Origin of the sequence: Lysinibacillus fusiformis (genome assembly GCF_003049525.1) — a bacterium.
GTDB classification, from domain to species: Bacteria; Bacillota; Bacilli; order Bacillales_A; family Planococcaceae; genus Lysinibacillus; species Lysinibacillus fusiformis.
Window position 1 is genome coordinate 62328 of record NZ_PYWL01000011.1, and the last position, 25319, is coordinate 87646.

Genomic DNA, 25319 nt, shown 5'->3' on the forward strand with positions numbered 1-25319 from the left:
TTTTTTTGCCAACATTCTCTACCCCATAATCAAATCATAAACAGCCATTGTTGATTCCATTGGAGTAGTGTTCAATTCCTGCTGTAATTGTTGGACGCATTTTTCATACCATTTCAAGGCTAGTGAACGGTTTTGAAGTTGGTAATGACTATACATGAGCAGACGATACCCTTCCTCCCATAACGGGTCCTCTCGAACCATCCTCTCTGCGTAGCCAATAGTCTTTTTATACTGTTGCTGTCTTGTAGCGTTTTGAGCTAGGCGTTCAAGTACCTCAATATATAAATACTGTAGTTTTTCGCGATCCTGTGTCAGCCAGTCTAGTTGTTTTTTTTCCGCATATAATGCGTCCGTATAACTCGCTAGAGCTAATTGTAGCCATTCATTGGACAGCTCTGGATCAAATTCCTCCATGCCTAAATGGAAGTAATAATGAAAGCGTTCTACGTCAATTTGAAGAAAAGAGATATGCTGTAACTGATACATATTATTTTTCCGCTGAATAAAAAGGCTATCCTGTCTGGCATGTCGTTGTGGTTCCAGTACTTTTAGTAAGGTATTCAAAACCACTTTAAAATCTCGATCCAAGGACTCAACGCTCCGTTCAGGCCATAATGCTTGTGCAATTTCTTCCTTCGGTGTAAAGCGATGACGATGACAATACAAATACACGAATAACTCCTTTGCCTTATCACGCTGCCACTCTTTATCTTCAAGCTTTCGTTGTCCCCTTATTAGGCTTACGCTCCCGAAAAGTTGGAGCTGAATTTCGTCATGCGAGTAGCTCATACTATCTTCCGCCTGTAAAAATTGTCGCAGCCCAACGATGGCTGCATGCTCTTCACTACCGCATTGTTGACTGTATTGTAATAGCTCATAAAAAATCATTTGATTGCTTGGGCCAAGGATCATTTTCTTTTGCAGAAAATAATGATAGCCATTTGTCATGCACGATTGGGGGAACTGTTGAAATAAAGATTGAAATTGTTCGATTGACTTCTCTTGAAAGGCAATCACAGATTGATAAAATAAAACATGCATCAGCCCATTACGATCACCACATTCTTGAAACAGTTGCTGGGCTTTTATTAACAACTCCTTCGCCTGTGCCGTTTCATGCTGGGAAACATTGATTTTCACCTCTGCTAGGAGAATTAGCGCCGTCATCCAAGCATCTTGGACCTGTTCCGTTTCCTGTAAGCCAAGCGCTAAATATTTCTTAGCAGCTTCCATATCCCCTAGCATATGTTTGACGATGGCCAGTCCCATATATGGTTCTGCCTTAACCCGTGAGATGTTAATCGTATTCATTAATGTCAATGCTTTTTCATAGGCATGACAAGCCCCTTGATAATCTGAGTACTCCATTAATAACAAAGCATGTGCTTTTCGAATATAGCCAACAGCCTCAATGAAGACAGACTTTTCGCGTAAACCTCTCTGAATACCGTGCTGGGCCGCATACCAAGCATCCTTTCCTTCCCCTAACAATGTATAGACAAAAGCTGCTAACAATTCACTTTCACGATGAGTTGCGACGAGCTGAGGTGGTAATTCAAGCCGTTTTCCTAATAATTCTTTTGCCTCTTGCAACTGCCCTGTGCGCAGTAAGACACGTACATCGACATTGGCGCGTTGTACAACATCCTCTGGTAAAGCCACATTATCGATAAATAATTGTGCCCCCTTGCCTTCCCTAAGTTTACTAAATTTTCAGCGTATTGACGTTGGAGCTCTACTAATTCTGTCTTCGGTAAGGGAGTATATTTGGCGAGCTCTAAAGCTTTTTCTAAATGAGGTTCTGCCAATGCTGGCTGAATTGTGTCTAAATAGATATGGGCTAATCCTGCTTGTGCTTTTGTCACATAAACATCATCCCGCTGCCGCTGTGCAATGGTTGCACATTTCTCATAGGATTGCTTAGCTTTTTCATAAAAAGCACGGTAGCGATGGCATTCTCCCTCAAAATAATATAATTTATAAAACTTTGTTTTTTCTTGTATGGTAAAGCGATTGATTTTTTCTAACAACCATTCGAATTGACCAGCTCGAATTAATGGCTCTGCATGGAGCTGTAAGAGCTCTCCGCAAAAATTGGGATCATTCGTTTTAAAGGCATGATAAAGGGCAGCTTGAACATTATGTTGATCCACATAAAACAACGCAGCTTGTTGATGAAGGTCATTATATTGATGCGGATACTGTTGCCATTTTATTTCTAAAAAACGACTAAACAACGCGTGGAATCGATAAATGCCATCTGTTGTAGCGGGCTGAATAAATACGTGGCGTTGCGTGAATGGATTCAACATTTGTGCAAGTTCAGAGCCATAAAAATCCTCTAATAATTTTGCTGAAAAGTTTGGAAAAATCGCCAATTTTAAGATGACCTCTTGTTCAGTGGATGTCATCGTACTATAAACTTCTTCCGACAAATAGCGGAAGAGATCATTTGTCGGGATGGTTAGCCAATGATCTAAGGGAGCATGATGCCATTGCTCTGCTAGTAAAGAAATGCTAATAGCCCAACCTTCTGTCATTTCCAAAATCTTTGCGACTTCAGAGCTTGATAAATGCACATCTACATATTCTTCAAAAAATACAGCAATCTCCTCGTTTGAAAATGCTAGCTCCTTCTCTGTGATAACAAGTAATCTTTTTTGTAGCTTTAATTTCCTCGTAATATCCCAATTAGGTAATGTTCTAGAGGCGATAATGAAATGAACAGTTGGCGGCGCAAACTCAATGATTTTCTCCATTAAATAATTTATGTGAAATACATGATCGACGAGATGATAGTCATCTATAACAATTAGGAGCGGCTCATCCATGTTACATAAGCAATTGACAAACAGCTTATACCAGCGATTGAGCTCCTCCATTTTCGGAAAGCGAGATAATTGGTCCCATGTATCAAATGTCTGACCAAAATTAGGCACAATTCGTTGTACACTGAAAAAAAGATGCGTCAAAAAGGGTAAAATCGTATCATCTTCATCAGAAATACTGTACCAGGAAAATCGTCGAGATTCGTGGTACAGAAATTGAGTGAGGGTGGTCGTCTTGCCATACCCTGCCCCACTATGAATAAGTGTGCATGTATGCTGATGACTTTTTTTTAATGTTCTCATCAGTGACGCTCGATTAATACAATGCTTGGATGGATTTGGTGCTATACATTTGGATTGTATGATAATATCTGTCATGGAAACGATAACCTCCGTTTGTGTAAGGTTACAAAAATTCAGATTATTAAATTATTGACAGTTTACCATATTTTTATAGCTTTGATGGAAATAAATAAAATACCCGACTATCAAATAATGATAATCGGGCTTTTGTTCCATGATTATAGTAATTCTTTACGTAATTCAGCAGCTGATTTTGGTGAAAGCAGACTGAATGGGATATCAAATACTGTTTTCGCCCCTTTATCACCAGCTTGGCTTAGACGGTGTGCTGCACGTGCATAAGCGACTAAAACACTAGACGTGAAGTTTGGATTACTTTCTAATTTTAATGAGAATTCAAGAATTTGTTTATCGTTTGCACCACTATCACCACTGCGGATCACAAAACCACCATGTGGCATACCTGTGTGGTTTGCTGTAAATTCTTCTTCAGAAATGAAGTTTACAGTTGTATTATATTCATCGAAGTAGTTAGGCATTGTCACAATTTCTTGTTCTACTTTTGCCGCATCTGCGCCGTCTTCTAGTACAACCCAGCATTCACGAGCATGTTTCTCACGTGTTGTTAGCTCTGGATTTTCACCGTTACGTACACGATCTACTGCTTCTTTAATTGGTAAAGTGTATTGCACAGCATTTTTAACGCCTTCAATACGACGAACTGCATCCGAGTGACCTTGACTTAGACCATCTCCCCAGAAAGTATACGTTGTACCAACTGGTAATACAGATTCACCTAATAGACGATTTAATGAGAATAAACCTGGATCCCAACCAACTGAGATGACAGATACTTTGCCAGACTTTTGAGCTGCTGCATCAACCGCATCGAAAAATTCAGGAATTTTCGCATGTGTATCGAAGCTATCAATTGTATTAAACCATTGAGCAAAATGTGGACCTTGCTCTGGTAAATCTGTTGCTGAGCCCCCACATAAAATCATAACATCAATGTCATTTTGGAATTTTTCAGCGTCCTCTACTAAATATACGCTCGCATTGCTAGCTACGTTTACTGTTGAAGGGTCTCGACGTGTGAACACCGCTACTACTTCCATATCTGGATTTTGTGATATAGCATACTCCACACCACGACCTAAATTTCCATAACCAACAATACCTACTCGAATTGCACTCATTAAAATTCCTCCTCACGATTACGCGACTTTGTGAAAACCTTCACGTTAAATCTAACTACAATAATACTTCGTGTTAGAAAAATTCACAATAGTTTGAGTATGAGTTTTTTTGAAAGAATATATATCAGTTTTCTATGATTTTTATCCAATGATGGTATGAATACGGTTACAAATTACTAAATATTCCATGAACCTTTAAGTTTTCGTTAAAGCCTTGTAAATGACGGCTATTTTTCGAACCAGTCTTGTACAATAAATGTAACGACAAAAGGGGGCATGTTGAATGAAAAGTACTGGTTACTCATTAAGCACAACAACGGCACAAGGAGAACTACTTGCATTCCATATGACACAAAATTCTGTGGATCACAACAGTGAAGCGTTTCAAACTGTAAGGAAACCGCTTGAAAGTTTTTCACCAAACAAACATTTATGTATCGGTGTTCTACCTTTTGACGTTTCGGAAGACACCTTAGACAAATCCATCCAAAAAAACAGGGTTAATGAAGTCGACTTTTATAATAGCGGTAAGGAAATTGCTCGCTGGCTCATAAAAAAAAGCGAATACAACAAATCTAGCTATGACTTCTTAACTTGAAGTCTGAAGAACAGTATTATCGAGTCTAGATCATGCTCCTCCTAATTTTAATTCCCCAACTACTGAATCTCCTGAGCCAATTGTGCGAGGCGTTTTTCATCAATAATATGGTAGCCAGTCTTGCGTTTCTCTAAAATTTTCTCCTCACAAAACTGAGCCAATACATATAATAAATGGCGATAGGAAACCCCTAAATACTCACAGATTTCTGTATGTTTTTCCTTATAGACACCCTGATCAGCCGATAATTGAATAAATGCTGCTAAACGACTTTCAAAAGGATATGCCTGATTTTGTGTATATTTGGAGGTCATTTTTGTTGCCTTTTCCCCTAAAAATACGCAAAGTCGGCGTAAAAATAATACATCAGCAAGTAACTTTTCCTTACATGACTGAGTAATGGAGTAACAAATTGTCTTCGTTACTGTTTGAATTCCCTTCGTATATCTTGCCTCATTTAACAATTCAATTTCTCCCATAAATAAAGGCCCCTCTAAATATTCGATAAGCGAAACCTTGCCATTCTTATGCGTCATATAAAGCTTCGCCTTGCCTTCAATCATGTAATACAATGTTTCTGGAAAGGAGCCTTCCTGGAAAATCCATTCTCCTTTATCAAATTCACAAACTTCTAAATAGGGATCAATATCAAATGAGAAAAAGTCATGGATCGGATATTTTTCGAGATAATGGGTGCGATTTTCTGCTGTTAGAATATGCATTTTTTACTCTCTCCTCTGAAAAATATGAGATATCTCACATTATTGTAGCGATGAACGTGCTATTATTCAACATAGTTAAATGGAGGTACGGTAAATTTATGAATAATCAACGATGGCTTTCTCAAAATTTCTTTACATTTTTTATTACTTGGGGCATATTCTTACCCTACTGGACAGGGTGGCTTGTGGATGCTAAACATCTGACTGTGTCGCAGGCAAGCGTTGTAATGGGCTGTGGGTTACTCGCCCGTGCCACGTCTAATCTTTTCTTCTTCCCTACGCTTGCTAAATATGTAAATAATAAACGACTCATTACCATTTTAGCAGTCGGTGCTCTTCTGACAGCACTGCTGTACATACCTAGTTCAGGCTTTAGTGCATTATTAGTTGTAACTATTTTATTTAGTATTTTTTACCCAGCACTGTTACCAGCTGTAGAAAGTAGTGCCGCAACGCTTGTCCAATATGGCAACATTCATTATGGTAAAAGCCGCTCCTATGGTTCCTTTGGCTTTGTTATTGCCGTATTAATTATTAGTATGCTAACAGGAGTATTCGGTAAAAACATTATCTTTTGGAGCATGATCATTGGTTTAATTGGCATGTTGCTTATGCAGCTATTCGCTACACCAAAGGAATTGCTACTTGTTCCGACAAAAGAGCAACGTGCAAAATCATTGTCCATGAAAACACTATGGAATATTAAAGGCTTCCCTATTGTCTTATTCATTGTTATTTTATTGCAAGGTGCACATGCCTCCTATTATAGCTACGGTTATATATACTTGGAAGACTTACATGTAGATCCATTTTATATGGGCATGATTATTAACATCGCGGTTATTTGTGAAATTTTATACTTTATGAAGGCCGATACATTATTTACGAAATGGCGTTCTTCTTCTTTATTACTGTTAGCAGCTAGCGGGTCTTCTCTTCGTTGGTTACTAATATTTATATTCCCAAATGTTTGGGTATTTATTGCCTCTCAAACTTTGCATGCGTTCTCCTTTGCTCTGGCACATTTTGCTTTTATTCGTTATCTAACGCAAACCCTACCAAAGGAGCAAATTCCAAACGCACAGGGTATATATTCTGCATTAGCGATGGGGTTAAGCACAGCCATCCTGACATTTTTGGGAGGCTATTTATACGAAATATCGCCTGGTTTGTCCTTTGCAGCTATGTTAATTTGTACCGTTCCAGCCATCGCTATATTGCTCATGACACGTAGCAAATATCAATATTAATTTAAAACGCAGGTGAGAATTACTTCACCTGCGTTTTTCATTTCGGATAATAGGAAAATCCAGGATATTTCACCACAGGCCACTTTTCTTTTCTTAGCGCTTGTATTAGCTCCGGACCAACGTGTAGATTGCTTTGTACCAGTTCGATTGGTGTTAGCGCCATCCATTGATTTAAAGAGACGTCCTGGAAACGGTCACTTTTAAACATTTCTAAAAACCATAATGGCTCCGTACCCGTATTTTCAATATAGTGACCGGTCGCAAACGGCACATAGCCGACATCTCCTGCACGATAATCGAATGTTCGTGCAGTTCCATCTCCAGTGAATACCGTCATACGCCCTTTTCCTTGTAGATAATATTGCCATTCATCATTATTCGGATGCCAATGCAGCTCCCGCATTGCCCCAGGCTCAATTTCCACTAATGCTGCCGCAATATTTTTAGAGATTGGGAAATTGGTCGAATCAACAATACGGACACTGCCACCTGGTGTTTTCAAGGGTGGCTGAGCTAGCAAACGGTGCTTAAAGGTTTGTGGCACCTTACCATAGGGAGATTGAATTTTTTGCGAGTCAATCGATCCAGGAACATTGTCTTGATAAATATACACCTGTTCACTCGGAATATCGTCAAAGGCACTAATCGGTACACCAAAGTTCGCTGACAGCACTTCCTTTGGCGTATGAGCAAACCAATCTGAAATTGAAAGTGTATTGAGATCAGAGAAATTCCCATCATCAAAGACTAATAAAAATTCACAGCCACCCGCTAATCCCTGTATGGAATGAGGAATTCCTGGTGGAAAATACCACAAATCCCCTGGACCTACATCCGCAATAAAGTTACAGCCATTTTGATCGACTGCCGTAATACGCGCGTGCCCCAATAGCATATAAGACCACTCTGCCTGCTGATGCCAGTGTAGCTCACGTACGCCCCCCGGTGTCAAACTCATATTAACACCTGCCATTGTTGTCGCAATTGGTAATTCACGGACCGTAATTTCGCGCGACCAGCCCCCTTGATTCAAGGTCATATGCGTGTCTGAAAATGAAAATCGTAGGTTTGGAATCAAACCTGCATCTGTTGTCGGCGGCACCAGCATATCAGGATTTTCTAAATCTCGCATAATATCGCGTGGCCCTTTATCTATGCCTCCTGCCCCATCACTACGCATAGGCTGAGGCACCTGAAAATAACCTGACGACATATTTTCCAATTATTCACCTCTTTATGTTAGAAATCGAACTAAAATGCTATGATTCTCTAAAATGTATGGGTATACAGCTTGGATTATGCACTTTACTTTCAGGGACGGTTTTCACCTATTATTTCGTTTCACTGATTTTGAATTCAACTCTTACTTTTTGCAAACTGTGCAGCCATCATGTACGTGCGTTACAAAATATCCGTAGCCTCCATCACACATTCATGCAAAATTTCTAAGCCTTCCTCCAATTCCTCGTAGGTTGCATAGGCATAGGATAATCGAATATGATGCTGATCCTGAAGATCGTAAATATAGCCTGGGTTAATTAAAACACGACGCTGTAATAGCTTGAGAAAGAAATCCTTATCGATAACAGGCTTGTGGAACTTAAGCCAAATGTAAAAGCCTCCCTTTGGCTTATGCCAGTCAGCCACCCCTCTAAATTTTTCCTGTAAAATTCGTTCTGTAAAATCAGCACGATTCTGTAATTGTTGACGTAAACGTATTAAATGTTTTTCATATTTTCCTGACCGTAGCCAATGCAGCACAATTTCTTGTGAAATAGCACTGGAGCCATAGTCTGTTTGCATTTTTATATCCGCTAATCGTTCAATAACTGTCGTTGGTCCAATTAGCCACCCAATGCGTAATCCAGGGCTTAAGGTTTTCGAGACACTACCAATATAAAGAACCTGTCCACTACTATCCATTGCCTTTATCGGTGGTAATGAGTCCTCAAAAAGCAATTCATGGTAAACATCATCCTCAATTATAGGAATGCGTTCTGCTTGGCAAACCTCATAGAGCTGCTTTTTTTCCAAAGATGTCCATACATAGTTAGTTGGATTATGCAAGGTAGGAATGGCATAAAACACGGCTTGTTTTTTTCGCTTCCTTTGAGACAGCGTCTGAGCAAGCTGTTCATCACGTTGTATCCCAATCATTTGCATTCCAACTGATTGAAAAGGATGAACAGAATTCAAATAGGAGGTTGGTTCCTGAAAGACGATGGACCCTTGCTCTAATAAACCAACGGCAATTAGCTGTAAAGCTTGTAGTGCGCCAGAGACAATACAAACGTTCTGAGGCTCCGCTTCAATCCCTCGTTTCTTTACATAATCACAAATAGCTGCCCGGAGTTCGTCATTGCCCTGTGGGGATGAGTAGCCTAATGTTTTGGGCTGCAATGAAAGCTCCCTTAGGGAAGCTTCCATTTCCTCTGTTGGTAACAGACTCGGTGCTAGTTCTCCTGTTCCTAATCGAATCACATCATCTCGCTGCTCATATTCGTTAATTAATTGGATCGTATGGTAATTTGGCTTATGCAGGCTCGTTTCAATATAGTTTTGCCAGTTTGGCTGTGTTTGTTGAAGGAGAGCATGCCAGGAATTGCTTGTGACATAAACTCCTGAGCCTACCGTTGCTTCAAGGACGCCCATCGCCTTTAGTTCCTCTAAAGCCTGTTGAACTGTACTGCGATTCACGCCAAATTGCATGGCCAACTGTCTTTGAGTAGGTAGTTTGGTCCCTGCTGCCCAATCACCTCTTTCGACTTGTGCTGTTACCCATTGAACAATTTGTTGCTGTAATGTGCTGTCACTTTGTCTATTTGGCTGCCAGCTCATGGTCATCACCTTCCATTTAAAATTGGGTGGATAAAAAACCATCCAATTGGTCGTTTTCTTTTAGTTATACCATAGCTAAAATGAATAAAGAAAGGAGGGATTAATCGTTGGAAGCATTTTTTCATGGCATCATTTTAGCATTCGGTCTTATTTTGCCATTAGGTGTACAAAATGTTTTTGTTTTTTCACAAGGTGCTACACAGCCAACTATATGGCGCGCTCTGCCAGCAAGTGTGACAGCTGCTATTTGCGACACAATGTTAATTTTACTGGCGGTTTTTGGTCTATCATTAATCGTCCTACAATTTGACTGGTTACGTATTACCTTGATGTCGATTGGTATATTGTTCTTACTTTATATGGGCTATACGATTTGGCGCTCTAGTCCAGCAACTGCCGATCCGAGTGAAGCACTTCCCGTAAAAAAACAAATTCTTTTCGCACTTTCTGTGTCACTTCTGAATCCACATGCCATATTAGATACGATTGGGGTCATTGGCACAAGTGCCTTAAAATATAGTGGTACAGAGCAAATCATCTTCACTACGGCATGTGTCCTCATTTCTTGGCTATGGTTTTTCGGCCTTACTTTAACCGGAGCCTCTTTCCAAAAGCTCGATAGCTCTGGTAATCTGATGAGTATTTTTAATAAATGCTCAGCCATTTTTATTTGGGCAACAGCTTGTTATCTCGCTTTTGGCTTCCTGTAACCTACATAGAAAATGCTCAGGATTTCTCCTGAGCATTTCTTTTATAAGGAGACAAAAACCATGAGCTTTTCATCAAATAGCTCTGTTTCTGCCGATCTCCCCTCTGTCCGTTCTTCACCATAATGTATGGATTTGACTAATACATTAGCTTGTAATAACGCTTCATGCTGCTGAATGATGGAAAGTACCTCTTCACTACCGCGAAAGGCAATCGATATATATTGTTCAACAGGCAGCTGCCACTTTTTACGAGAATCTTGGATGAACCGAATTAATTCTCGCATTTGCCCCTCTTGTAGCAAACTCTCGGTTAGTTGAACATTCATCAATACACGGCAAGTGCTATCTTCAGCTAAAATATAGTGGTCTTTCACAATCGCTTCAGCTATGACATGGCTTGATAACAAGTTTAGCTGCTGCCCTTCTAACATGATTGGTAATTCCGCATTTCGCTGTAGCTGTTCTTTCTCTTGATCCGTTAACGTCATCATATACGACTTTACTTGATTGACCTTTGAACCAAATGCGGCACCAGCTGTTTTAAAATTAAGCTTATATTGGATGCTTTCATATGCAGAGAAATCATGTGTCCATTTGCAAGCTTTCATGTTTAATTCCTCTTGAATTAGCTCGCTATAGGCTTGATAATCAGTCAGCTCTCCAGATATAGCAACAATAAGCAAACTTAAGGGCTGTTTAACCTTCATCCCCTGACTATTACGAATACTCCTGCCAAGCTCTACAACTGTTAAAACCGTAGCCATTTCTTGTTCAAGCTGGTGATTCACTAGTTTTTCGTCGTAGATTGGATAGTCTTCTATATGCACACTCTTGCCTGTTAATTGTCGGTAAATATCCTCTGTGATAAAGGGTGTGAATGGTGCAAGTAATCGGCAAATGTTCGTTAAAACCTCATAAAGGGTACTAAATGCGCCCCGTTTATCCGCTGTCAGCCCATGTGCCCAAAATCTGGCACGGGATCGACGAATGTACCAATTACTTAGCTCTTCCATTAATTGTGCAATTTCCCTAGTTGCATGTGTAAATTGATATTCATCCATAGCAGTTGTCACAAGCTGGATTGTATGATGCAGTCGGGACAATATCCACTGATCTAAAGGTGTTCGTGTACCAGTATTTGTAGCATCATACGTAAATTCATCAATGTTGGCATAGAGCTGATAAAACTTAAAGGTATTTTCCAATGTATCCACTAGCTTTGATTTAGCATCAACCACAATCTTTTTGGAAAAACGCTTTGGATTCCAAGGCGAGCTATCAACTAAAAACGCCCAACGTAATGCATCTGCTCCATATTGCTCTATTAGCTCTACAGGCTCTAAAGCATTGCCTTTACTTTTTGACATCTTTTGTCCATGTTCATCTAACACATGCCCTAATGATAACACCTGTTTATAAGCTGGCTTTCCTGTGAATAACGTCGATACCGCTAATAAGCTATAGAAAAAACCTCGAGTTTGGTCGATCCCCTCAATTACAACATCTGCTGGAAACTGATTGTGAAAAGTTTTAACATCTTCGAAAGGATAATGTTGCTGAGCAAAAGGCATTGAGCCGCTGTCAAACCATACATCAATTACCTCTGGTGTACGCGTCATATCCCCTTGACAAGTAGAACAAATACATACAATTTCATCAATAAATGGTTTATGAAGCTCGATTTGTTGTTCGACATCTCCCTTGGCTAATTTTCTTAACGTTGCGATACTGTTGGGAGCCTCCTCATGCCCGCAATCCTGACAAATCCAGACATTCAACGGTGTACCCCAATAGCGGTTACGGCTTATATTCCAATCCACTATATTTTCTAGAAAATGGCCAAATCGACCGTCCTTAATATGATTAGGATACCAAGTCACTTGCTGATTGTTTTGTAATAACTGCTCTTTTAAAGCGGTCATTTTGATAAACCAGCTGTCCGTTGCATAGTACAATAATGGAGAATCACATCGCCAGCAATGCGGGTAGCTATGCTCATATTTTTCTTTACTAAATAAGAGCTCCTTTTTCGCAAGCATTTTTATAATGTCCACATCACAATCTTTCACAAAGCGTCCGACTAGCTCTGGCACCTCTTCTGTGTAACAGCCTTTCAGATCCACTACATTGACAAAGGACAAGCCATGCTGTTGAACTGTTTTATAATCGTCCTCCCCATACGCTGGAGCAATATGCACAATCCCTGTACCGCTATTCTCAGTGACATAATCAGCCATCACGACAACATGACCTGGATGAACAGTTACATATGAAAATAATGGTTGATACGACACACCAGCAAATTCCTGCCCAGTATGCTCACTTAAAATTTCCACAGCTTCAGTGAAAACCTTTGATACCAATGATTTGGCTAGAATAAACACTTGATCCCCTTGCTTTACACGTACATATTGTAGAGATGGATTCATCGCCAATGCCACATTAGCAGGTAATGTCCATGGTGTTGTTGTCCAGCCTAAGAAGTATTCATCACGATCAGCAAGCTTAAACATGGCTGTGACAGATAAATCTTTCACATCCTTATAGCCCTGTGCTACTTCATGTGAGCTTAAGGATGTTTGACAACTCGGGCAATATGGTGAAACTCGATGCCCTTTATATAAAAGTTGTTCCTTATGAACATGGCTTAAAATATGCCACACTGATTCTATATAGTCATTACTTAATGTGAGATATGGATCATCCATATCCAGCCAATAGCCAAGCTGTTCTGTAAAGGAACGCCATTTCTGTTCGTAGGTGAAAACACTATTTTTACACGCTTGAATAAAACGCTCCACTCCATAATTCTCAATCTCCTGCTTCCCTGATATACCTAATGCCTTTTCTACACCTAGTTCTACAGGTAAACCATGTGTATCCCAGCCTGCTTTTCGTTCAACTAAATACCCTTGCATGGTTTTAAAGCGGGCCACTACATCTTTAATCGTTCTACCAAAGGCATGCCCGACATGTGGTAAACCATTTGCTGTTGGTGGTCCCTCATAAAATACAAAGGGTTGCTGTCCAGCTCGATTTGTGACGGAAGTTAAAAACGTTCCCTCTTGCTCCCACAATGCCCGTATCCGAGTTTCTCGTTCAAGCGTCGTTTCCTTCTTTTGTTCTGCTTTCATTTTATTTCCTCCTATACAATATTATTTTGTATAAAAGGCATACAAAAAACCCCGTCCCAAGGAAAGGGACGGGGTTAACCGCGAATACCACCCTAATTCTATTGACATCTTAGTCAATAGCACTCAGCAACGTACTATCATACGTGTTCTTTTTAACGGTAGACACCCGAGTTAGCTTACTATTTTCAGCCAACCTTCTCAGAGAGGATTTTCATGTAACACCTGCACACCGACTTCCACCAAATGTCGGCTCTCTGTAGAACAAAATGAAACATTACTTTTTCTCATCAACGAATTTGTATGCTTTTATTGTCACTCATCTTATCAAATTACCAATTGTCTGTCAACGGTGGACAATCTTAATTAATTTCATTTAGACAAGTGACAATGCTTTGATGTAAAGATGCATATTGAGCTTGGTGATTCGTTTGAATAAAAAAGCTCTTTAGCAATGTTTTACAATTAAACCTTACAATATAAAAATTTGCTTCATCCAATTGGTCTTTTAATGTCGATAAGGTTGCTGGCATTTGCTGTATTAATTGGACGACTTCATTTTGTGCTAATCCTCGCTCCAACATCGCAAAAATGGGCACTAACAGCCTTTCATCCTCATCATGGATAAAGATATAATGAGGCTGTAAATACATGGACCATATGGCATGTAACATATCATCATAGGCAGTTTTCTTTATTTTAGGATTTTTCACAAGTTCATCCATCGCATCTGATACATGTGCCACACTATGAGCCCATCCCTTGCCAGGTACAAAGCCCCTTACATCCATTTCAGCTTTTACATAGGCCAGTAACTTTGTTTGACCTTCCTCTATGCTGTCCTGCGATAAAAAGTTATCCTTTAAATCTCTTGCTAATATAAGCGCTACTAATAAAGTCGTAAAGGAACGAGTAAAGACCCCATCTGATTCCTCTTCCTCAATACCATTCAGTAATAAATGATCCAAACAATAATGCCATAGCTTAGTCAAGCAACGATGATCCAGCAGATTTTTTTCTAGTATCCATTCATAGAAGCTACTATAAATATAAGTATCTCTTAGTTCACTGTCAGTAGAGCCGATATGGGCTAGCATAGACTGTAAAAGCTGTTCTTGATTCACTTGTTCCCATGCTGTTTGACCTTGTTTTATTGCGCTTAGCTTATCCTTTAAATCCCCTGCTATCAATATATTCTGTATCAATTGTCAGACTCCCCTTTGTTCATTATTGTTATGTTCTCACTGTAGAGCCCATCTAACTTCCAACCATCGTAAAAACGGACATATGTAAATTCCTTTTGCCAATTGTCCATGTGCACTATTACCTTGCTACGCCAAGGTAATGTGGAAGCAACTATTTTCCCCTTGCGAACCTCAGCTATATCATCTGCTACACCCAGAAGTGTGGAAGGGGCAATTGTGTGATGCATCAAATAATCCTGACGATCTGGATTTGACTCAATCTCCGCCATTACCTGTCGGTGAAAAGCAATAACCTGGTGATTTGCCTGAAATAGTGAATAGACTAGAGTACCACCGAATAGAACCATGAAGGACCCTATAATAAGTACATATTTCTTCTTCAAACCTATGTAAAAAGCCCAATTCTTTTCTTTATTAAATAAATGAATATACATTGTTATACTTAAGGGCCACAAAAATAGTAACTGCCAACATAGGACTACCCAAAACAATTCTCCAAACGAAACAAAATATCGAATGCCTAAGTAATTGAAAATCCATAATGGCATCGACCAACGCCAAGTGGATTCTCCCTGTGGCTTACTTTTCAAATAAATGAGTAGGAGTGGAAGGCTTAGGAAAAAAGCAGTCGCATTATCCAATAGAGCAAATATCAACTCATCAAACCTTTCTCTAGAAAATTATTACAACTATTGTAACTGAATCCAGCAACTAAGAAAAGCTTGGCTACAAACAAAAAAGAGCCTGCTATTTACAACAGACTCCCTTATTGAAAATTATTAGTCGATACTGCTTTGCCATTCATCTCGCTATAGGGCACTTCCACTCAATCACCTTTTCAAAACAGCCGATGTCTCATGAAGCTTACATATTATCGTTAAGACCCGTAAAAGGTGTGATCACCTTTTTTTCATTTGAAGATAATACGATATTCGTGGAGGGTGTACCATAGGGCATGGTCGCATCAATAAATTGCTCTAATGTTTCTACTGAATAGGTTGCTAGTTTAACAATATAGCTAATCTCCCCTGCTACACGATAACATTCAAGAACATCCGGGTGACTATTACAAAAAGCAGATAGGCTTTTACAATCGATGGATTTAAATAAAATAATCGCCTGAATGGTACGTTCCATTTTTTTGATGTTCACTTTAGCGTGATATCCTTCAATCACACCTTGTTCCTCGAGTTTTTTGACGCGTTCAATTACAGCAGGAGAAGATAAATGAACGATAGCGGCTAATTCCTTCATTGAGATTTTGGCATTCTGCTGTAACTGCTGTAAAATTTGAGTATCAATTTGATCCACCACTAATCACCTTTCTTAATCAAGTTTTTTTCGTATAATTCCTGTTTTAATAAGGAGATTTATCTAAAATACATTATACAGCTTCTGTTATTGGTTGGCTTCTTTAATTACAATAAAAGCATAAAGGAGGCAGAAACAAATGAAAAAAATAATGTTACTTTTAGCAAATGGCTTTGAGGCCGTGGAAGCAAGTGTTTTTACAGATGTACTTGGTTGGAATAAATGGGAGGGTGATGGATCAACAGAGGTTGTCACTGTAGGATTACATACACAGCTTCAATGCACATGGAATTTTAAGGTCGCTCCTGAAAAATTACTCCATAACATTGATTTAGCAGAATTTGATGCATTGGCTATCCCAGGTGGCTTTGAGGAAGCGGGCTTTTATGAGGATGCCTTTAGTGAGGAATTTCAAGCGGTTGTCCGGCATTTTCATGAACAGCAAAAGCCAATTGCAACGATCTGTGTAGCTTCCTTAATATTGGGACATAGTGGTATACTCCACAATCGTCAGGCAACAACCTATAACCATCCAACTAGTAAACGATTAGCACAGTTAGAAAGCTACGGTGCGATTATTGTCAACGATCGAATTGTGCAAACAGATCATATTATTACTTCCTCCAACCCAGGAACAGCCTTTGATGTAGCCTTTCGCTTACTAGAAACACTGACATCTACCACCAATACAGCAAGAGTAAAAGACCTAATGGGTTTTCATTAATTGATAAAAAAGTAGGCTACGCCATGTATTTGGCGTAACCTACTTTTAAATTCACTATTATTTGCTTACTGGTGGCACTGTTTCAGGTGTGCTTAAATCGATTTCCTTCGCATTGTCTAGCACATCTTTTGGAATTGTAATTGTCGTCACTGCATTGAAATCATGATATTTGATACTCATTTGCTGTTTTGTTTTAATCGTATTGCCTTCTACTTTCATGCTTAATGACATATCCATAGCAATCTCTTCAACATTAAATGTCTTTTTATTAATCACTAATTTGTAAGTAAGGCTATCAAAAGACATATTGCCTAATTGTCCATCCAAATCAGCATCCATTCCTAAATCCATGGCACCAATTTGCTGCTTCACCAACTCTGTGAATTTATCACCAGAACCTTTCAAGGTTAATTCATAACGTTCTGCTGTTTCCTTTAAAGTGAAATCCTCAGCAAAAGATTGTAGCATCTCTAATTGTTCCGCTGCATCTGGCTGCATGCCTGTTTGACTGAGAACATCTTCAAATAATTGTTTCGGGAATTTTACCCAAGCCTTCTGCTCTGCCTCATACATATACATACCATCTTTAGCCGTCATATACATTTTAATTGGCAAATTAATCGCTTCACCGCTTGTTGGCTCTGTTAATGACATCGTACCATCTGCAAAGAATTGCATCGGTTCTGTAACAATCTCCATCTTCATATTGCCTTTAGAATCCATTTTCATGGTTTCCTGACCATCTTTTGCTTCTACTGACTGCGACATTGTCATTGTAGCCTTCATGCTTTTTAATTCTTTTTGCTTAGCTAATGCTTTCGTGAACACTTCTTCTAGTAAAGCATGATCGTTTGCTTCAGGCTTTTCTTCCGTTACCGGCTCCTTATCTTCCCCAGTTGAAGGCTGTTCTAAGCCTAAGGCGTTAACAATAAATGTCGCTAACTGACCACGCGTTACATTTTTATCCACCCCGAATTCTGTTGCCGTCACGCCCTTCGCAATTCCTGCTTCATGCAATGCCGTTACAGCATCTGCAAATGGACTAGTTTGAGGTACATCCATAAATGGACTTTTTCCTTCTGCTGTTAAGCCTGTTGCCTGTGCCACCATAACCGCCATCTGTCCACGCGTAATCGTCTCATCAGGTCGGAAAGTATCATCCTCATAGCCATTTACAACACCTAAATTAACCAATGTAACAATCGCCTTATAGTATGGACTAGTTGAATCGACATCCTTGAAATTCGGATTTTCTACATCCGTTGTTGTAAGATCGAAAGCCACCGCAATCATCTTCACTGCTTGTCCGCGTGTTACATCCTGTGTTGGTTTAAATGTTCCATCCGGAAAACCATTAATTATATCAGCTGCATATAATGTTGAAATACTTTTATAATGTGCATAATCTTCACTTACATCTTTAAATGGACTAGCTGCCGATGCAGGTACAACAGCCACCGCCGTAATGGCCACCGCCGAAGTTGCCGCCATAAAAAACTTACTTTTTTTCTTTGTCATGATAACTCTTCCCCCATTTATGTAAAAATTTAAAGGCTTACCCTTTAATTTTATATAAACATTTGGGAAAATGCTATGTATTTGGAAATTTTCAAGCTTATTGGTTTTTCTCTCTGTCACATTTAGGGCTTTATCCGTCACTACTGCCTCGCTATCCGTCACTTTCTCCGTTTTATCCGTCACTTTTGCCCCACTATCCGTCACTTTCTCCGTTTTATCCGTCACTTTTGCCCCGCTATCCGTCACTTTCTCCGTTTTATCCGTCACTTTGGCTGTTCTCTCCTTTTCTCTCCATGACTTCATAAGGATTTCATGAGCAAACAAAAAAGCCGACCTCCTAAGAGATCGGCTTGTGAATGTTATGATTACTCAGCAGCTTTTGCGCGTAGAACCATTTGTAGGATACCACCATGACGGTAGTAGTCTACTTCTACTTCTGAGTCGAAACGAGCTAAAGCTTGGAAAGTTTTAACTGTGCCGTCTTCAGATTTAGCAGTTACTGTTAAGATTTCACGTGGTTTCACGTTATCAGTAATGTTTACAGAGATTTCTTCTTTACCAGTTAAGCCTAGAGTTTCAGCAGATTCACCTGGCATGAATTGAAGTGGAAGAACACCCATCATTACTAAGTTAGAACGGTGGATACGCTCGTAAGATTGTGCGATAACAGTTTTCACGCCAAGTAGGAATGTACCTTTCGCAGCCCAGTCACGAGAAGAACCCATACCGTAGTCGTTACCAGCAAGTACGACTAAGCCAGTACCTTGCTCTTGGTATTTCATACATGCGTCATAGATGTACTCTACGTCGCCTGTTGGCCAGTAAGTAGTGAATCCACCTTCTGTACCTGGAGCAACTTGGTTACGGATACGGATGTTTGCAAATGTACCACGCATCATTACTTCGTGGTTACCACGACGAGAACCGTAAGAGTTGAAGTCACGGATAGCAACACCGTTTTCAATTAAATATTTACCTGCAGGTGTATCTTTACCGATGGCACCAGCTGGAGAAATATGGTCAGTTGTGATTGAGTCACCGAACTTCGCCATAATGCGTAAGCCGTCTAAGCCTTTGATAGCTTCTGGTTCTTTCGCAAGACCTTGGAAGAATGGTGGGTTTTGGATGTAAGTTGATTTATCATCAAATGTATATAGAGACTCAGTTGATGTTTCAATTGCATTCCATTTTTCGTTAGCTGTGAATACAGTTTCGTATTCTTTTTGGAATAATTCACGGTTAACTACAGTACCTAATACTGCGTTAACTTCTTCAGTTGAAGGCCAGATATCAGCGAAGAATACTTCGTTGCCATCTTTGTCTTTACCAAATGAATCTTTTTGTAGGTCAACATCCACTGTACCAGCAAGTGCATAAGCAACAACAAGTGGTGGAGAAGCTAAGTAGTTAGCTTTTACAAGTGGGTGTACACGACCTTCGAAGTTACGGTTACCAGAAAGAACTGATGTTACAAATAAGTCATTTTCTTTAATTGCATCTTCGATTTCAGGTAATAATGGACCTGAGTTACCGATACATGTTGTACAACCGTAACCTACAGTGTTGAAACCGATTTGGTCAAGGTAAGTTTGTAAACCTGAATCTTCAAGGTAACCAGTTACAACTTTAGAACCTGGTGCTAAAGAAGTTTTAACCCATTTAGGTACTGTTAGACCTTTTTCTACAGCTTTTTTCGCTACTAAGCCCGCAGCAATTAATACGTATGGGTTAGATGTATTTGTACAAGAAGTGATCGCAGCGATTGCAACAGCACCTGTTGGAATTTCTACATCGCCTTCAGCGAATTTTGCTACAGATGTTTTTGCGAATTCATCTTCTGTTAAACCGAAACCTTGTGTACCTTGTGGTGCCACTACTGCTTCTTTGTAACGAGAACGCATTTGAGATAGTGGAATTAAGTCTTGTGGACGTTTTGGACCAGAAAGGTTTGGTTCGATTTCAGCTAAGTTTACTTCTAATACGTCAGTGTAAACTGGCTCTAAAGTTGGATCGAAGAACATGTGGTTAGACTTTAAGTAAGATTCTACAACCGCGATGTGCTCTTCGTCACGACCAGTTAAACGCATGTAGTTTAATGATTCTTCGTCAATTGCGAAGTAACCACATGTAGCACCATATTCAGGAGCCATGTTAGAGATTGTCGCACGGTCAGCTAGTGGTAATTTAGATACGCCAGGTCCGAAGAACTCAACGAATTTACCAACTACGCCACGTTGACGTAATACTTGTGTTACTTTTAATGCTAAGTCAGTAGCAGTAGTTCCGTTTGGAAGGTCGCCCACTAATTTAACACCGATAACTTCTGGAATTGGGAAGTATGAAGGTTGACCAAGCATACCTGCTTCAGCTTCGATACCACCTACGCCCCATCCAAGAACGCCAATTCCGTTGATCATAGTTGTATGAGAGTCAGTACCTACTACTGAATCTGGGAATGTTTCGAATGTGCCATCAGCATTTTCGTTTACGTGTACAACTGGAGCTAAGTACTCTAAGTTTACTTGGTGAACGATACCTGTTGCTGGTGGTACAGCACGGAAGTTATTGTAAGCAGTTTGAGCCCATTTTAAGAAGTTATAACGCTCAGCGTTACGTTCAAATTCTAGGTCCATGTTTGCTTGTAGTGCAGATGCATTACCGTATTTGTCAACTTGTACTGAGTGGTCAATTACAAGGTCAACTGGAATAGCAGGGTTGATTTTGCTTGGGTCGCCGCCCATTTCCTTCATTGCTGAACGAAGAGATGCAAGGTCAACAACTACTGGTACACCAGTAAAGTCTTGTAATACAACGCGAGAAGGCTTGAATGGTACTTCTGCTTCTGGATCAGCACCATTGCCCCATTTTGCTAATTCGTTTACGTGCTCTTCTTTAATTACATATGCATCATATTGACGTAAAACAGATTCTAATAAAACTTTAATTGAGTAAGGAAGGTTTGAAACTTTTGCAACGCCAGCTTTTTCAATCGCAGCTAAATCATAGTAATTGTAAGTTTTACCATTTACTTCGAATGATGCGCGGCTGTTGTGTAAATTACCTTGTGCCATTTGCGGATCCCCCTAAATATATCTTTTTGAAAAGGCTTTATAAAAGTGTAGCATCTTTTCTCCAATACCCATGATAACGCATTTATATTCATAAGTAAATTACATTAATATTATCTTTTTTGATAAGCATAACTTATGACCTTGGTTGCTATCCTGATGTTTTTATTTTTTTGATGTGCATAATATCAAGGTTTTGTTTTTATGAGTGTTTCTATACCTTTCTAACTAAGTGTATTTAAATGTATTTAACTGAGGCACTTTGTGGGGCACTTGCTGGGGTACTCGTAGTTTTTTTAAAAAAAGGTACCCCAGTTAGTAAAATGAAAATGTAAAAAAGTGTGGTCAGTACTTTTTTATATAATATAGAAGAAAAAATTTAAAGTGCTTAAAGTTAATATTATTTCTTTGCCACATCCTGTGGCATTTTTTTATGTACTGACAACATCCCACAATATCGATACAATTTTATTATTACAAATAACTAACAAGAGCGTAAATACATTTGGAGAAATTCTTTTTTAATTCAACACTTTTTATTTTTATTTCTCTATTACTTAGCGTGATGTGTAGACTCTTCCGAGAATAATACCTATAAATTTTACCAGGTACTGATTTTCATTTTAAAGCGTGATTTTTATTTTAATGACTGATTAATAATTTTTCTACTTGTTTTTTCTACTTGTGTTTTAAGAGCCATATTAGCATACCTGAGTACAACATCATTACCAGCTGTTGCAATTTGGACATCACTAAAATACTCGTCAATCTTCTCTATCCTTACTAACCTTATTTTGTCTTTTACCAATAATCTTTGAATGGTAATAATCTTGGGTTATGTCTTTTAGTAATTTTTCGAGGATGGGTAAATAAACTTTACTCATTTTCAAATTTTCAATTACTGAGAAATCACGTTGTAATGATTGAACTGCCATTTCTAGAATCAAAAATTTATGAAATAGTCGCCGTTGTTCAGGATTCAACATACAACTCCATCCCCTCAATAAGAACATTCGTTTGTATTATTTTAGAACAGTCGTTTGTATTTTGACAAGATAAAATTTCTGGAAATAAAAAATGCTATCGTATTTGATAACCTTTAAAATCTTTCTTTGAAATTTACAGCTATAATATTCTCATCTCTATGGACCATTCTGATTACGTTGTAACCCTGTTATTTTAAAAGGTATAGAGCTACATCATCTGTTAGTGCTTCATGTTCTTCGTGAGTTAAATGCAGGCTTGATAAACCTTTGATTGGTACATTATCAGGCTTACGTTTGAATAAAAATTTTACTGGCACTATTACTTCATAGCTCATAATCTTCACCCCTTATTATAGATGTTTCTACATTTTAGGTTAATTCCCTTCAATAAAATCGATGACCCACTTTTATTTCTATGTACAAAACATATCTAATTACCTAAAATGGAAATAGTAGTTAGATATATTGAGGTGAATAAAAATGAATAATTGTCCTAATTGTTTAGCCAGTAATCCTTTTAAGAAAGTATATAGAGATGGTTTAGTATTTGTGAAATGTGAATTTTGTAATACGATTTTTGAAGATACTTCAACGAGAAAAACTAGAGAATCTAGAGAATTATCAGGGAGTATACGAAACGAAGTCCAAAACAAAGCCCCAACCGAAACAGATTTTCTCTCGTTTGGAATGTTCACTGTGATGAAAAAAATAGCAATTGTCGTTGCACTTGCATTAGTAGTAGCTGTAGGAACATTTTATATATATACCAATATTATAGACTCAAGATATGAAAAAGAAGAATTCTTATATGGTTTTCCAGTACCAAAAGATGTGGAGATAAAATCTAAAGGCAAAATTGGTTCAGTAAGTTCATATATAATAACATGGGATAGAGTTTCTGGTAAAAGAATCCCAATCGATTATAAACTTATTATAATGAAGAATGGGTGGAAAATTAAAAAGGAAGGAGATTCCGAATTAGACGGAATTGCATACCATGCAGTTAAATATAAAAAAGGGGATGTTTTTGTTTCAATGGTTATCAGGGATCCTGATTCCTTAACTTTTACAGGCGTATCAGTTAATTGAAAATAATGTAGAAGAATAAAAATAAATATAGACCAAGAAAGCAATTATGAACTGCCCCCCGTCAAGTAGACAGTGGAAATAATAAAAATGTATTAAGCGGCTTGAGTCCTAAATTCTAACGGACTCAAGCCGCTTAATCGTTTCTGATAACGATAGTAATTATAAAAATGAATATAATCATCAATCGCTAGTTTTAACTCTTCATATGAATTGTACTTATCTAAATAATACTTCTCACACTTCAATGTGCCCCAAAATGATTCAATTGGTCCGTTATCAATACATCGACCAATACGGGACATACTCTGTGTCATATTGGCAGTTTCCACAATTCGCTTAAATTCCTTCGATGTATATTGAAAACCTCGATCACTATGTATTAATGGCTGTTCGCCTGATTGTAATGATTGAATAGCTGATTTTATTGTTTTGAAAACAAGGGAATTATTATTCGAATGACCGAACACATAACTCACAATTGAACCATCATATAAATCGATAATTGCACTTAAATAAGCTTTTTTCCCATTTCCATACTTAAACTCTGTGACATCTGTACACCATTTTTCATTTGGCTTTTTCGATGTAAATGCTCGATTTAATCCGTTCTCCGCCACATGATGTGCTGGGGATTTACGATAAGGCTTGCGCTTTCTACGAATAACAGACTTCAATCCACTAATCTGCATTAAACGATAAATACGCTTTTCGTTAACCATCGTTTGATTATTTTCTTTTCGCTGACGATTGATGGTCAACGTTGTACGACGATAGCCGTAAATACCATCTACTTGTTGGTAAAGGAGATGAATGTCCTTTAAAATTGCTTCATTTTCAACTTCTCTGTTAGAAGGCTTGCGACTTAGCCACTTATAGTAAGCTGCACGCGAAACATCAGCTATTTCACATAGTAAAAGAATCGAAAGTTCTTCCTCTCTATGTAATTCTTGAATCGCTAAATAGCGTTGCTGTAGACGTACTTGGCTTAGCGACGCCTCCTTTCGATTTCCTCTAACTTTTTTAAAAATAAATTTTCTACACGTAAACGTTCATTTTCACGTTCAATACGTTGAATCTCTAATTTCAATTTCTCCTCAACGGTTAATTCGACTTCATCTTTTGTGCGACCACGACGATCACGTAATCCCTCTTCACCGTTCGTTTCAAATTTCTTCGTCCATTGATATACCTGTTGATACGAAACACCATAGGTGTGCGCTGCCAACTAATAATTTTTCTGGTGCTTCAAACAGTACTCGACAATCTCAATACGTTCTTCAAAAGTTGTCTTTCTTCCTTCTGTCATAGCTTGACTCATTCCTTTACCTGAATCTTTTATTTCACTATGACTAGTATACTTTTTTACCCAGCTTTTTAAAACGGAGGTACTGCTAATCTCGTATTTCGCCAACACCTCCATCTGTGAATAATTTCGTTGAATGTAGTCCTCCACAGCCGCTAATTTTAACTCTTTTGAATAGAACTTACATGAAGTAGCTTCTTGTAATCCTTCACGTCCACCTGCCTCAAATTTCATTTTCCATCTATGAAAAGTTTGATGATCTATTGAAAACCTTTCACACAATTCATTGATAGAATAGTGACCTTCTTCGAACAATTGAAGGATATGTAGTTTCAACTCGAGTGGATGTTTGCATCGCCCCATAAAAAATACTCCCCTTAGATAAACAGATTTTATTTTTTCATCTGTCTACCTAATAGGGAGCGTATCAATTAAGCTATCTTGGTCTTTACATTTTAATTACTACGCTGTGCAATAATAATTATCAAGCCTTCAAAATCACCACTCGTCATAGTACCATTTTCGAATTTAACTAA

At 38.6% G+C, this 25319-nt stretch carries 19 protein-coding genes, 1 pseudogene and 1 other annotated feature; of the genes and pseudogenes, 5 read left to right on the forward strand and 15 right to left on the reverse strand.

Going from position 1 to position 25319, the window contains the following annotated elements:
- Positions 1-18: 18 nt before the first annotated feature.
- The 3 genes from C9J29_RS24765 to C9J29_RS19220 form a co-directional block, all read right to left on the reverse strand.
- Entirely contained in the window at positions 19-1662 is a 1644-nt protein-coding gene (locus C9J29_RS24765) for an AfsR/SARP family transcriptional regulator (protein ID WP_237068877.1), read from the reverse strand.
- Entirely contained in the window at positions 1569-3206 is a 1638-nt protein-coding gene (locus C9J29_RS24770; RefSeq protein ID WP_237068878.1) for a winged helix-turn-helix domain-containing protein, read from the reverse strand. Before C9J29_RS24770 ends, C9J29_RS24765 begins: the two co-directional genes overlap by 94 nt.
- A gap of 143 nt (positions 3207-3349) precedes the next feature.
- Positions 3350-4330 carry a diaminopimelate dehydrogenase gene (locus tag C9J29_RS19220; protein ID WP_036126156.1) on the reverse strand — a complete coding sequence of 327 codons (981 nt, stop codon included), beginning with the start codon at positions 4328-4330 and terminating at the stop codon, positions 3350-3352.
- 283 nt (positions 4331-4613) lie between these two features.
- Here C9J29_RS19220 and C9J29_RS19225 point away from each other — a divergent pair, with 283 nt between their 5' ends.
- A complete protein-coding gene (locus C9J29_RS19225; protein ID WP_107922620.1) occupies positions 4614-4928 on the forward strand; it encodes a hypothetical protein in 315 nt (104 codons plus the stop codon).
- Positions 4929-4987: 59 nt separating this feature from the next.
- On the opposite strand, the gene yeiL is transcribed toward C9J29_RS19225, so the two are convergent.
- Positions 4988-5650, reverse strand: a complete 663-nt coding sequence (gene yeiL / locus C9J29_RS19230) for a transcriptional regulator YeiL (protein ID WP_008178698.1) — start codon at positions 5648-5650, stop codon at positions 4988-4990.
- A gap of 98 nt (positions 5651-5748) precedes the next feature.
- Between yeiL and C9J29_RS19235 the strand changes: the two genes are divergently transcribed.
- Positions 5749-6900 (forward strand): MFS transporter, encoded by a 1152-nt coding sequence (locus C9J29_RS19235; protein ID WP_089987383.1) that lies wholly within the window; start codon positions 5749-5751, stop codon positions 6898-6900.
- A gap of 37 nt (positions 6901-6937) precedes the next feature.
- Here C9J29_RS19235 and C9J29_RS19240 read toward each other — a convergent pair whose 3' ends face one another.
- Both C9J29_RS19240 and C9J29_RS19245 read right to left on the reverse strand, forming a co-directional pair.
- Positions 6938-8113 carry an oxalate decarboxylase family bicupin gene (locus C9J29_RS19240; RefSeq protein ID WP_153062682.1) on the reverse strand — a complete coding sequence of 392 codons (1176 nt, stop codon included), beginning with the start codon at positions 8111-8113 and terminating at the stop codon, positions 6938-6940.
- A gap of 188 nt (positions 8114-8301) precedes the next feature.
- Positions 8302-9738, reverse strand: a complete 1437-nt coding sequence (locus tag C9J29_RS19245) for an aminotransferase-like domain-containing protein (protein ID WP_043990508.1) — start codon at positions 9736-9738, stop codon at positions 8302-8304.
- Positions 9739-9845: 107 nt separating this feature from the next.
- On the opposite strand from C9J29_RS19245, the gene C9J29_RS19250 reads away from it, so the two are divergent.
- Positions 9846-10448: a LysE/ArgO family amino acid transporter gene (locus tag C9J29_RS19250; protein WP_107922621.1), complete on the forward strand. Its 603-nt coding sequence runs from the start codon at positions 9846-9848 to the stop codon at positions 10446-10448.
- A 41-nt stretch (positions 10449-10489) separates the two neighbouring features.
- On the opposite strand, the gene ileS is transcribed toward C9J29_RS19250, so the two are convergent.
- The 4 genes from ileS to C9J29_RS19270 all read right to left on the reverse strand — a co-directional run bounded on the left by ileS (position 10490) and on the right by C9J29_RS19270 (position 16095).
- Positions 10490-13582: an isoleucine--tRNA ligase gene (gene ileS / locus C9J29_RS19255; protein WP_107922622.1), complete on the reverse strand. Its 3093-nt coding sequence runs from the start codon at positions 13580-13582 to the stop codon at positions 10490-10492.
- 61 nt (positions 13583-13643) lie between these two features.
- Positions 13644-13882, reverse strand: a binding site (T-box leader).
- 59 nt (positions 13883-13941) lie between these two features.
- Complete coding sequence (locus tag C9J29_RS19260; RefSeq protein ID WP_107922623.1) at positions 13942-14784, reverse strand: DUF2785 domain-containing protein; 843 nt, start codon at positions 14782-14784, stop codon at positions 13942-13944.
- Positions 14781-15131, reverse strand: a complete 351-nt coding sequence (locus C9J29_RS24775; RefSeq protein ID WP_237068879.1) for a hypothetical protein — start codon at positions 15129-15131, stop codon at positions 14781-14783. Before C9J29_RS24775 ends, C9J29_RS19260 begins: the two co-directional genes overlap by 4 nt.
- A gap of 517 nt (positions 15132-15648) precedes the next feature.
- Positions 15649-16095 carry an Lrp/AsnC family transcriptional regulator gene (locus tag C9J29_RS19270; protein ID WP_036148580.1) on the reverse strand — a complete coding sequence of 149 codons (447 nt, stop codon included), beginning with the start codon at positions 16093-16095 and terminating at the stop codon, positions 15649-15651.
- A 139-nt stretch (positions 16096-16234) separates the two neighbouring features.
- Between C9J29_RS19270 and C9J29_RS19275 the strand changes: the two genes are divergently transcribed.
- A complete protein-coding gene (locus C9J29_RS19275; protein WP_107922624.1) occupies positions 16235-16819 on the forward strand; it encodes a DJ-1/PfpI family protein in 585 nt (194 codons plus the stop codon).
- Positions 16820-16876: 57 nt separating this feature from the next.
- On the opposite strand, the gene C9J29_RS19280 is transcribed toward C9J29_RS19275, so the two are convergent.
- From C9J29_RS19280 to C9J29_RS24390, 4 genes are all read right to left on the reverse strand, one after another.
- A complete protein-coding gene (locus C9J29_RS19280) occupies positions 16877-18661 on the reverse strand; it encodes an S-layer homology domain-containing protein (RefSeq protein ID WP_237068880.1) in 1785 nt (594 codons plus the stop codon).
- Between the two features lie 41 nt (positions 18662-18702).
- A complete protein-coding gene (gene acnA, locus C9J29_RS19285; protein ID WP_008178676.1) occupies positions 18703-21408 on the reverse strand; it encodes an aconitate hydratase AcnA in 2706 nt (901 codons plus the stop codon).
- Between the two features lie 761 nt (positions 21409-22169).
- Positions 22170-22391: a YhjD family protein gene (locus C9J29_RS25095; protein ID WP_307723802.1), complete on the reverse strand. Its 222-nt coding sequence runs from the start codon at positions 22389-22391 to the stop codon at positions 22170-22172.
- 188 nt (positions 22392-22579) lie between these two features.
- Entirely contained in the window at positions 22580-22726 is a 147-nt protein-coding gene (locus C9J29_RS24390) for a hypothetical protein (RefSeq protein WP_164908715.1), read from the reverse strand.
- A 145-nt stretch (positions 22727-22871) separates the two neighbouring features.
- Here C9J29_RS24390 and C9J29_RS19295 point away from each other — a divergent pair, with 145 nt between their 5' ends.
- Positions 22872-23480, forward strand: coding sequence for a hypothetical protein (locus C9J29_RS19295; RefSeq protein WP_089987390.1), 609 nt, complete (start codon positions 22872-22874; stop codon positions 23478-23480).
- Positions 23481-23572: 92 nt separating this feature from the next.
- Here C9J29_RS19295 and C9J29_RS19300 read toward each other — a convergent pair.
- Positions 23573-25146, reverse strand: a pseudogene (locus tag C9J29_RS19300) (IS3 family transposase).
- Between the last annotated feature and the right edge of the window lie 173 nt (positions 25147-25319).

What these genes read in the sequence shown, in the direction of transcription:
- C9J29_RS24770 (WP_237068878.1), bottom strand. Translation starts at nt 3,206, where the DNA reads ATGACAGATATTATCATACAATCCAAATGTATAGCACCAAATCCATCC.
- C9J29_RS19295 (WP_089987390.1), top strand. Translation starts at nt 22,872, where the DNA reads ATGAATAATTGTCCTAATTGTTTAGCCAGTAATCCTTTTAAGAAAGTA.
- C9J29_RS19220 (WP_036126156.1), bottom strand. Translation starts at nt 4,330, where the DNA reads ATGAGTGCAATTCGAGTAGGTATTGTTGGTTATGGAAATTTAGGTCGT.
- C9J29_RS24390 (WP_164908715.1), bottom strand. Translation starts at nt 22,726, where the DNA reads ATGAGCTATGAAGTAATAGTGCCAGTAAAATTTTTATTCAAACGTAAG.
- C9J29_RS24775 (WP_237068879.1), bottom strand. Translation starts at nt 15,131, where the DNA reads ATGGTTCTATTCGGTGGTACTCTAGTCTATTCACTATTTCAGGCAAAT.
- C9J29_RS19235 (WP_089987383.1), top strand. Translation starts at nt 5,749, where the DNA reads ATGAATAATCAACGATGGCTTTCTCAAAATTTCTTTACATTTTTTATT.
- acnA (WP_008178676.1), bottom strand. Translation starts at nt 21,408, where the DNA reads ATGGCACAAGGTAATTTACACAACAGCCGCGCATCATTCGAAGTAAAT.
- C9J29_RS25095 (WP_307723802.1), bottom strand. Translation starts at nt 22,391, where the DNA reads ATGTTGAATCCTGAACAACGGCGACTATTTCATAAATTTTTGATTCTA.
- ileS (WP_107922622.1), bottom strand. Translation starts at nt 13,582, where the DNA reads ATGAAAGCAGAACAAAAGAAGGAAACGACGCTTGAACGAGAAACTCGG.
- yeiL (WP_008178698.1), bottom strand. Translation starts at nt 5,650, where the DNA reads ATGCATATTCTAACAGCAGAAAATCGCACCCATTATCTCGAAAAATAT.
- C9J29_RS19240 (WP_153062682.1), bottom strand. Translation starts at nt 8,113, where the DNA reads ATGTCGTCAGGTTATTTTCAGGTGCCTCAGCCTATGCGTAGTGATGGG.
- C9J29_RS19275 (WP_107922624.1), top strand. Translation starts at nt 16,235, where the DNA reads ATGAAAAAAATAATGTTACTTTTAGCAAATGGCTTTGAGGCCGTGGAA.
- C9J29_RS19225 (WP_107922620.1), top strand. Translation starts at nt 4,614, where the DNA reads ATGAAAAGTACTGGTTACTCATTAAGCACAACAACGGCACAAGGAGAA.
- C9J29_RS19245 (WP_043990508.1), bottom strand. Translation starts at nt 9,738, where the DNA reads ATGAGCTGGCAGCCAAATAGACAAAGTGACAGCACATTACAGCAACAA.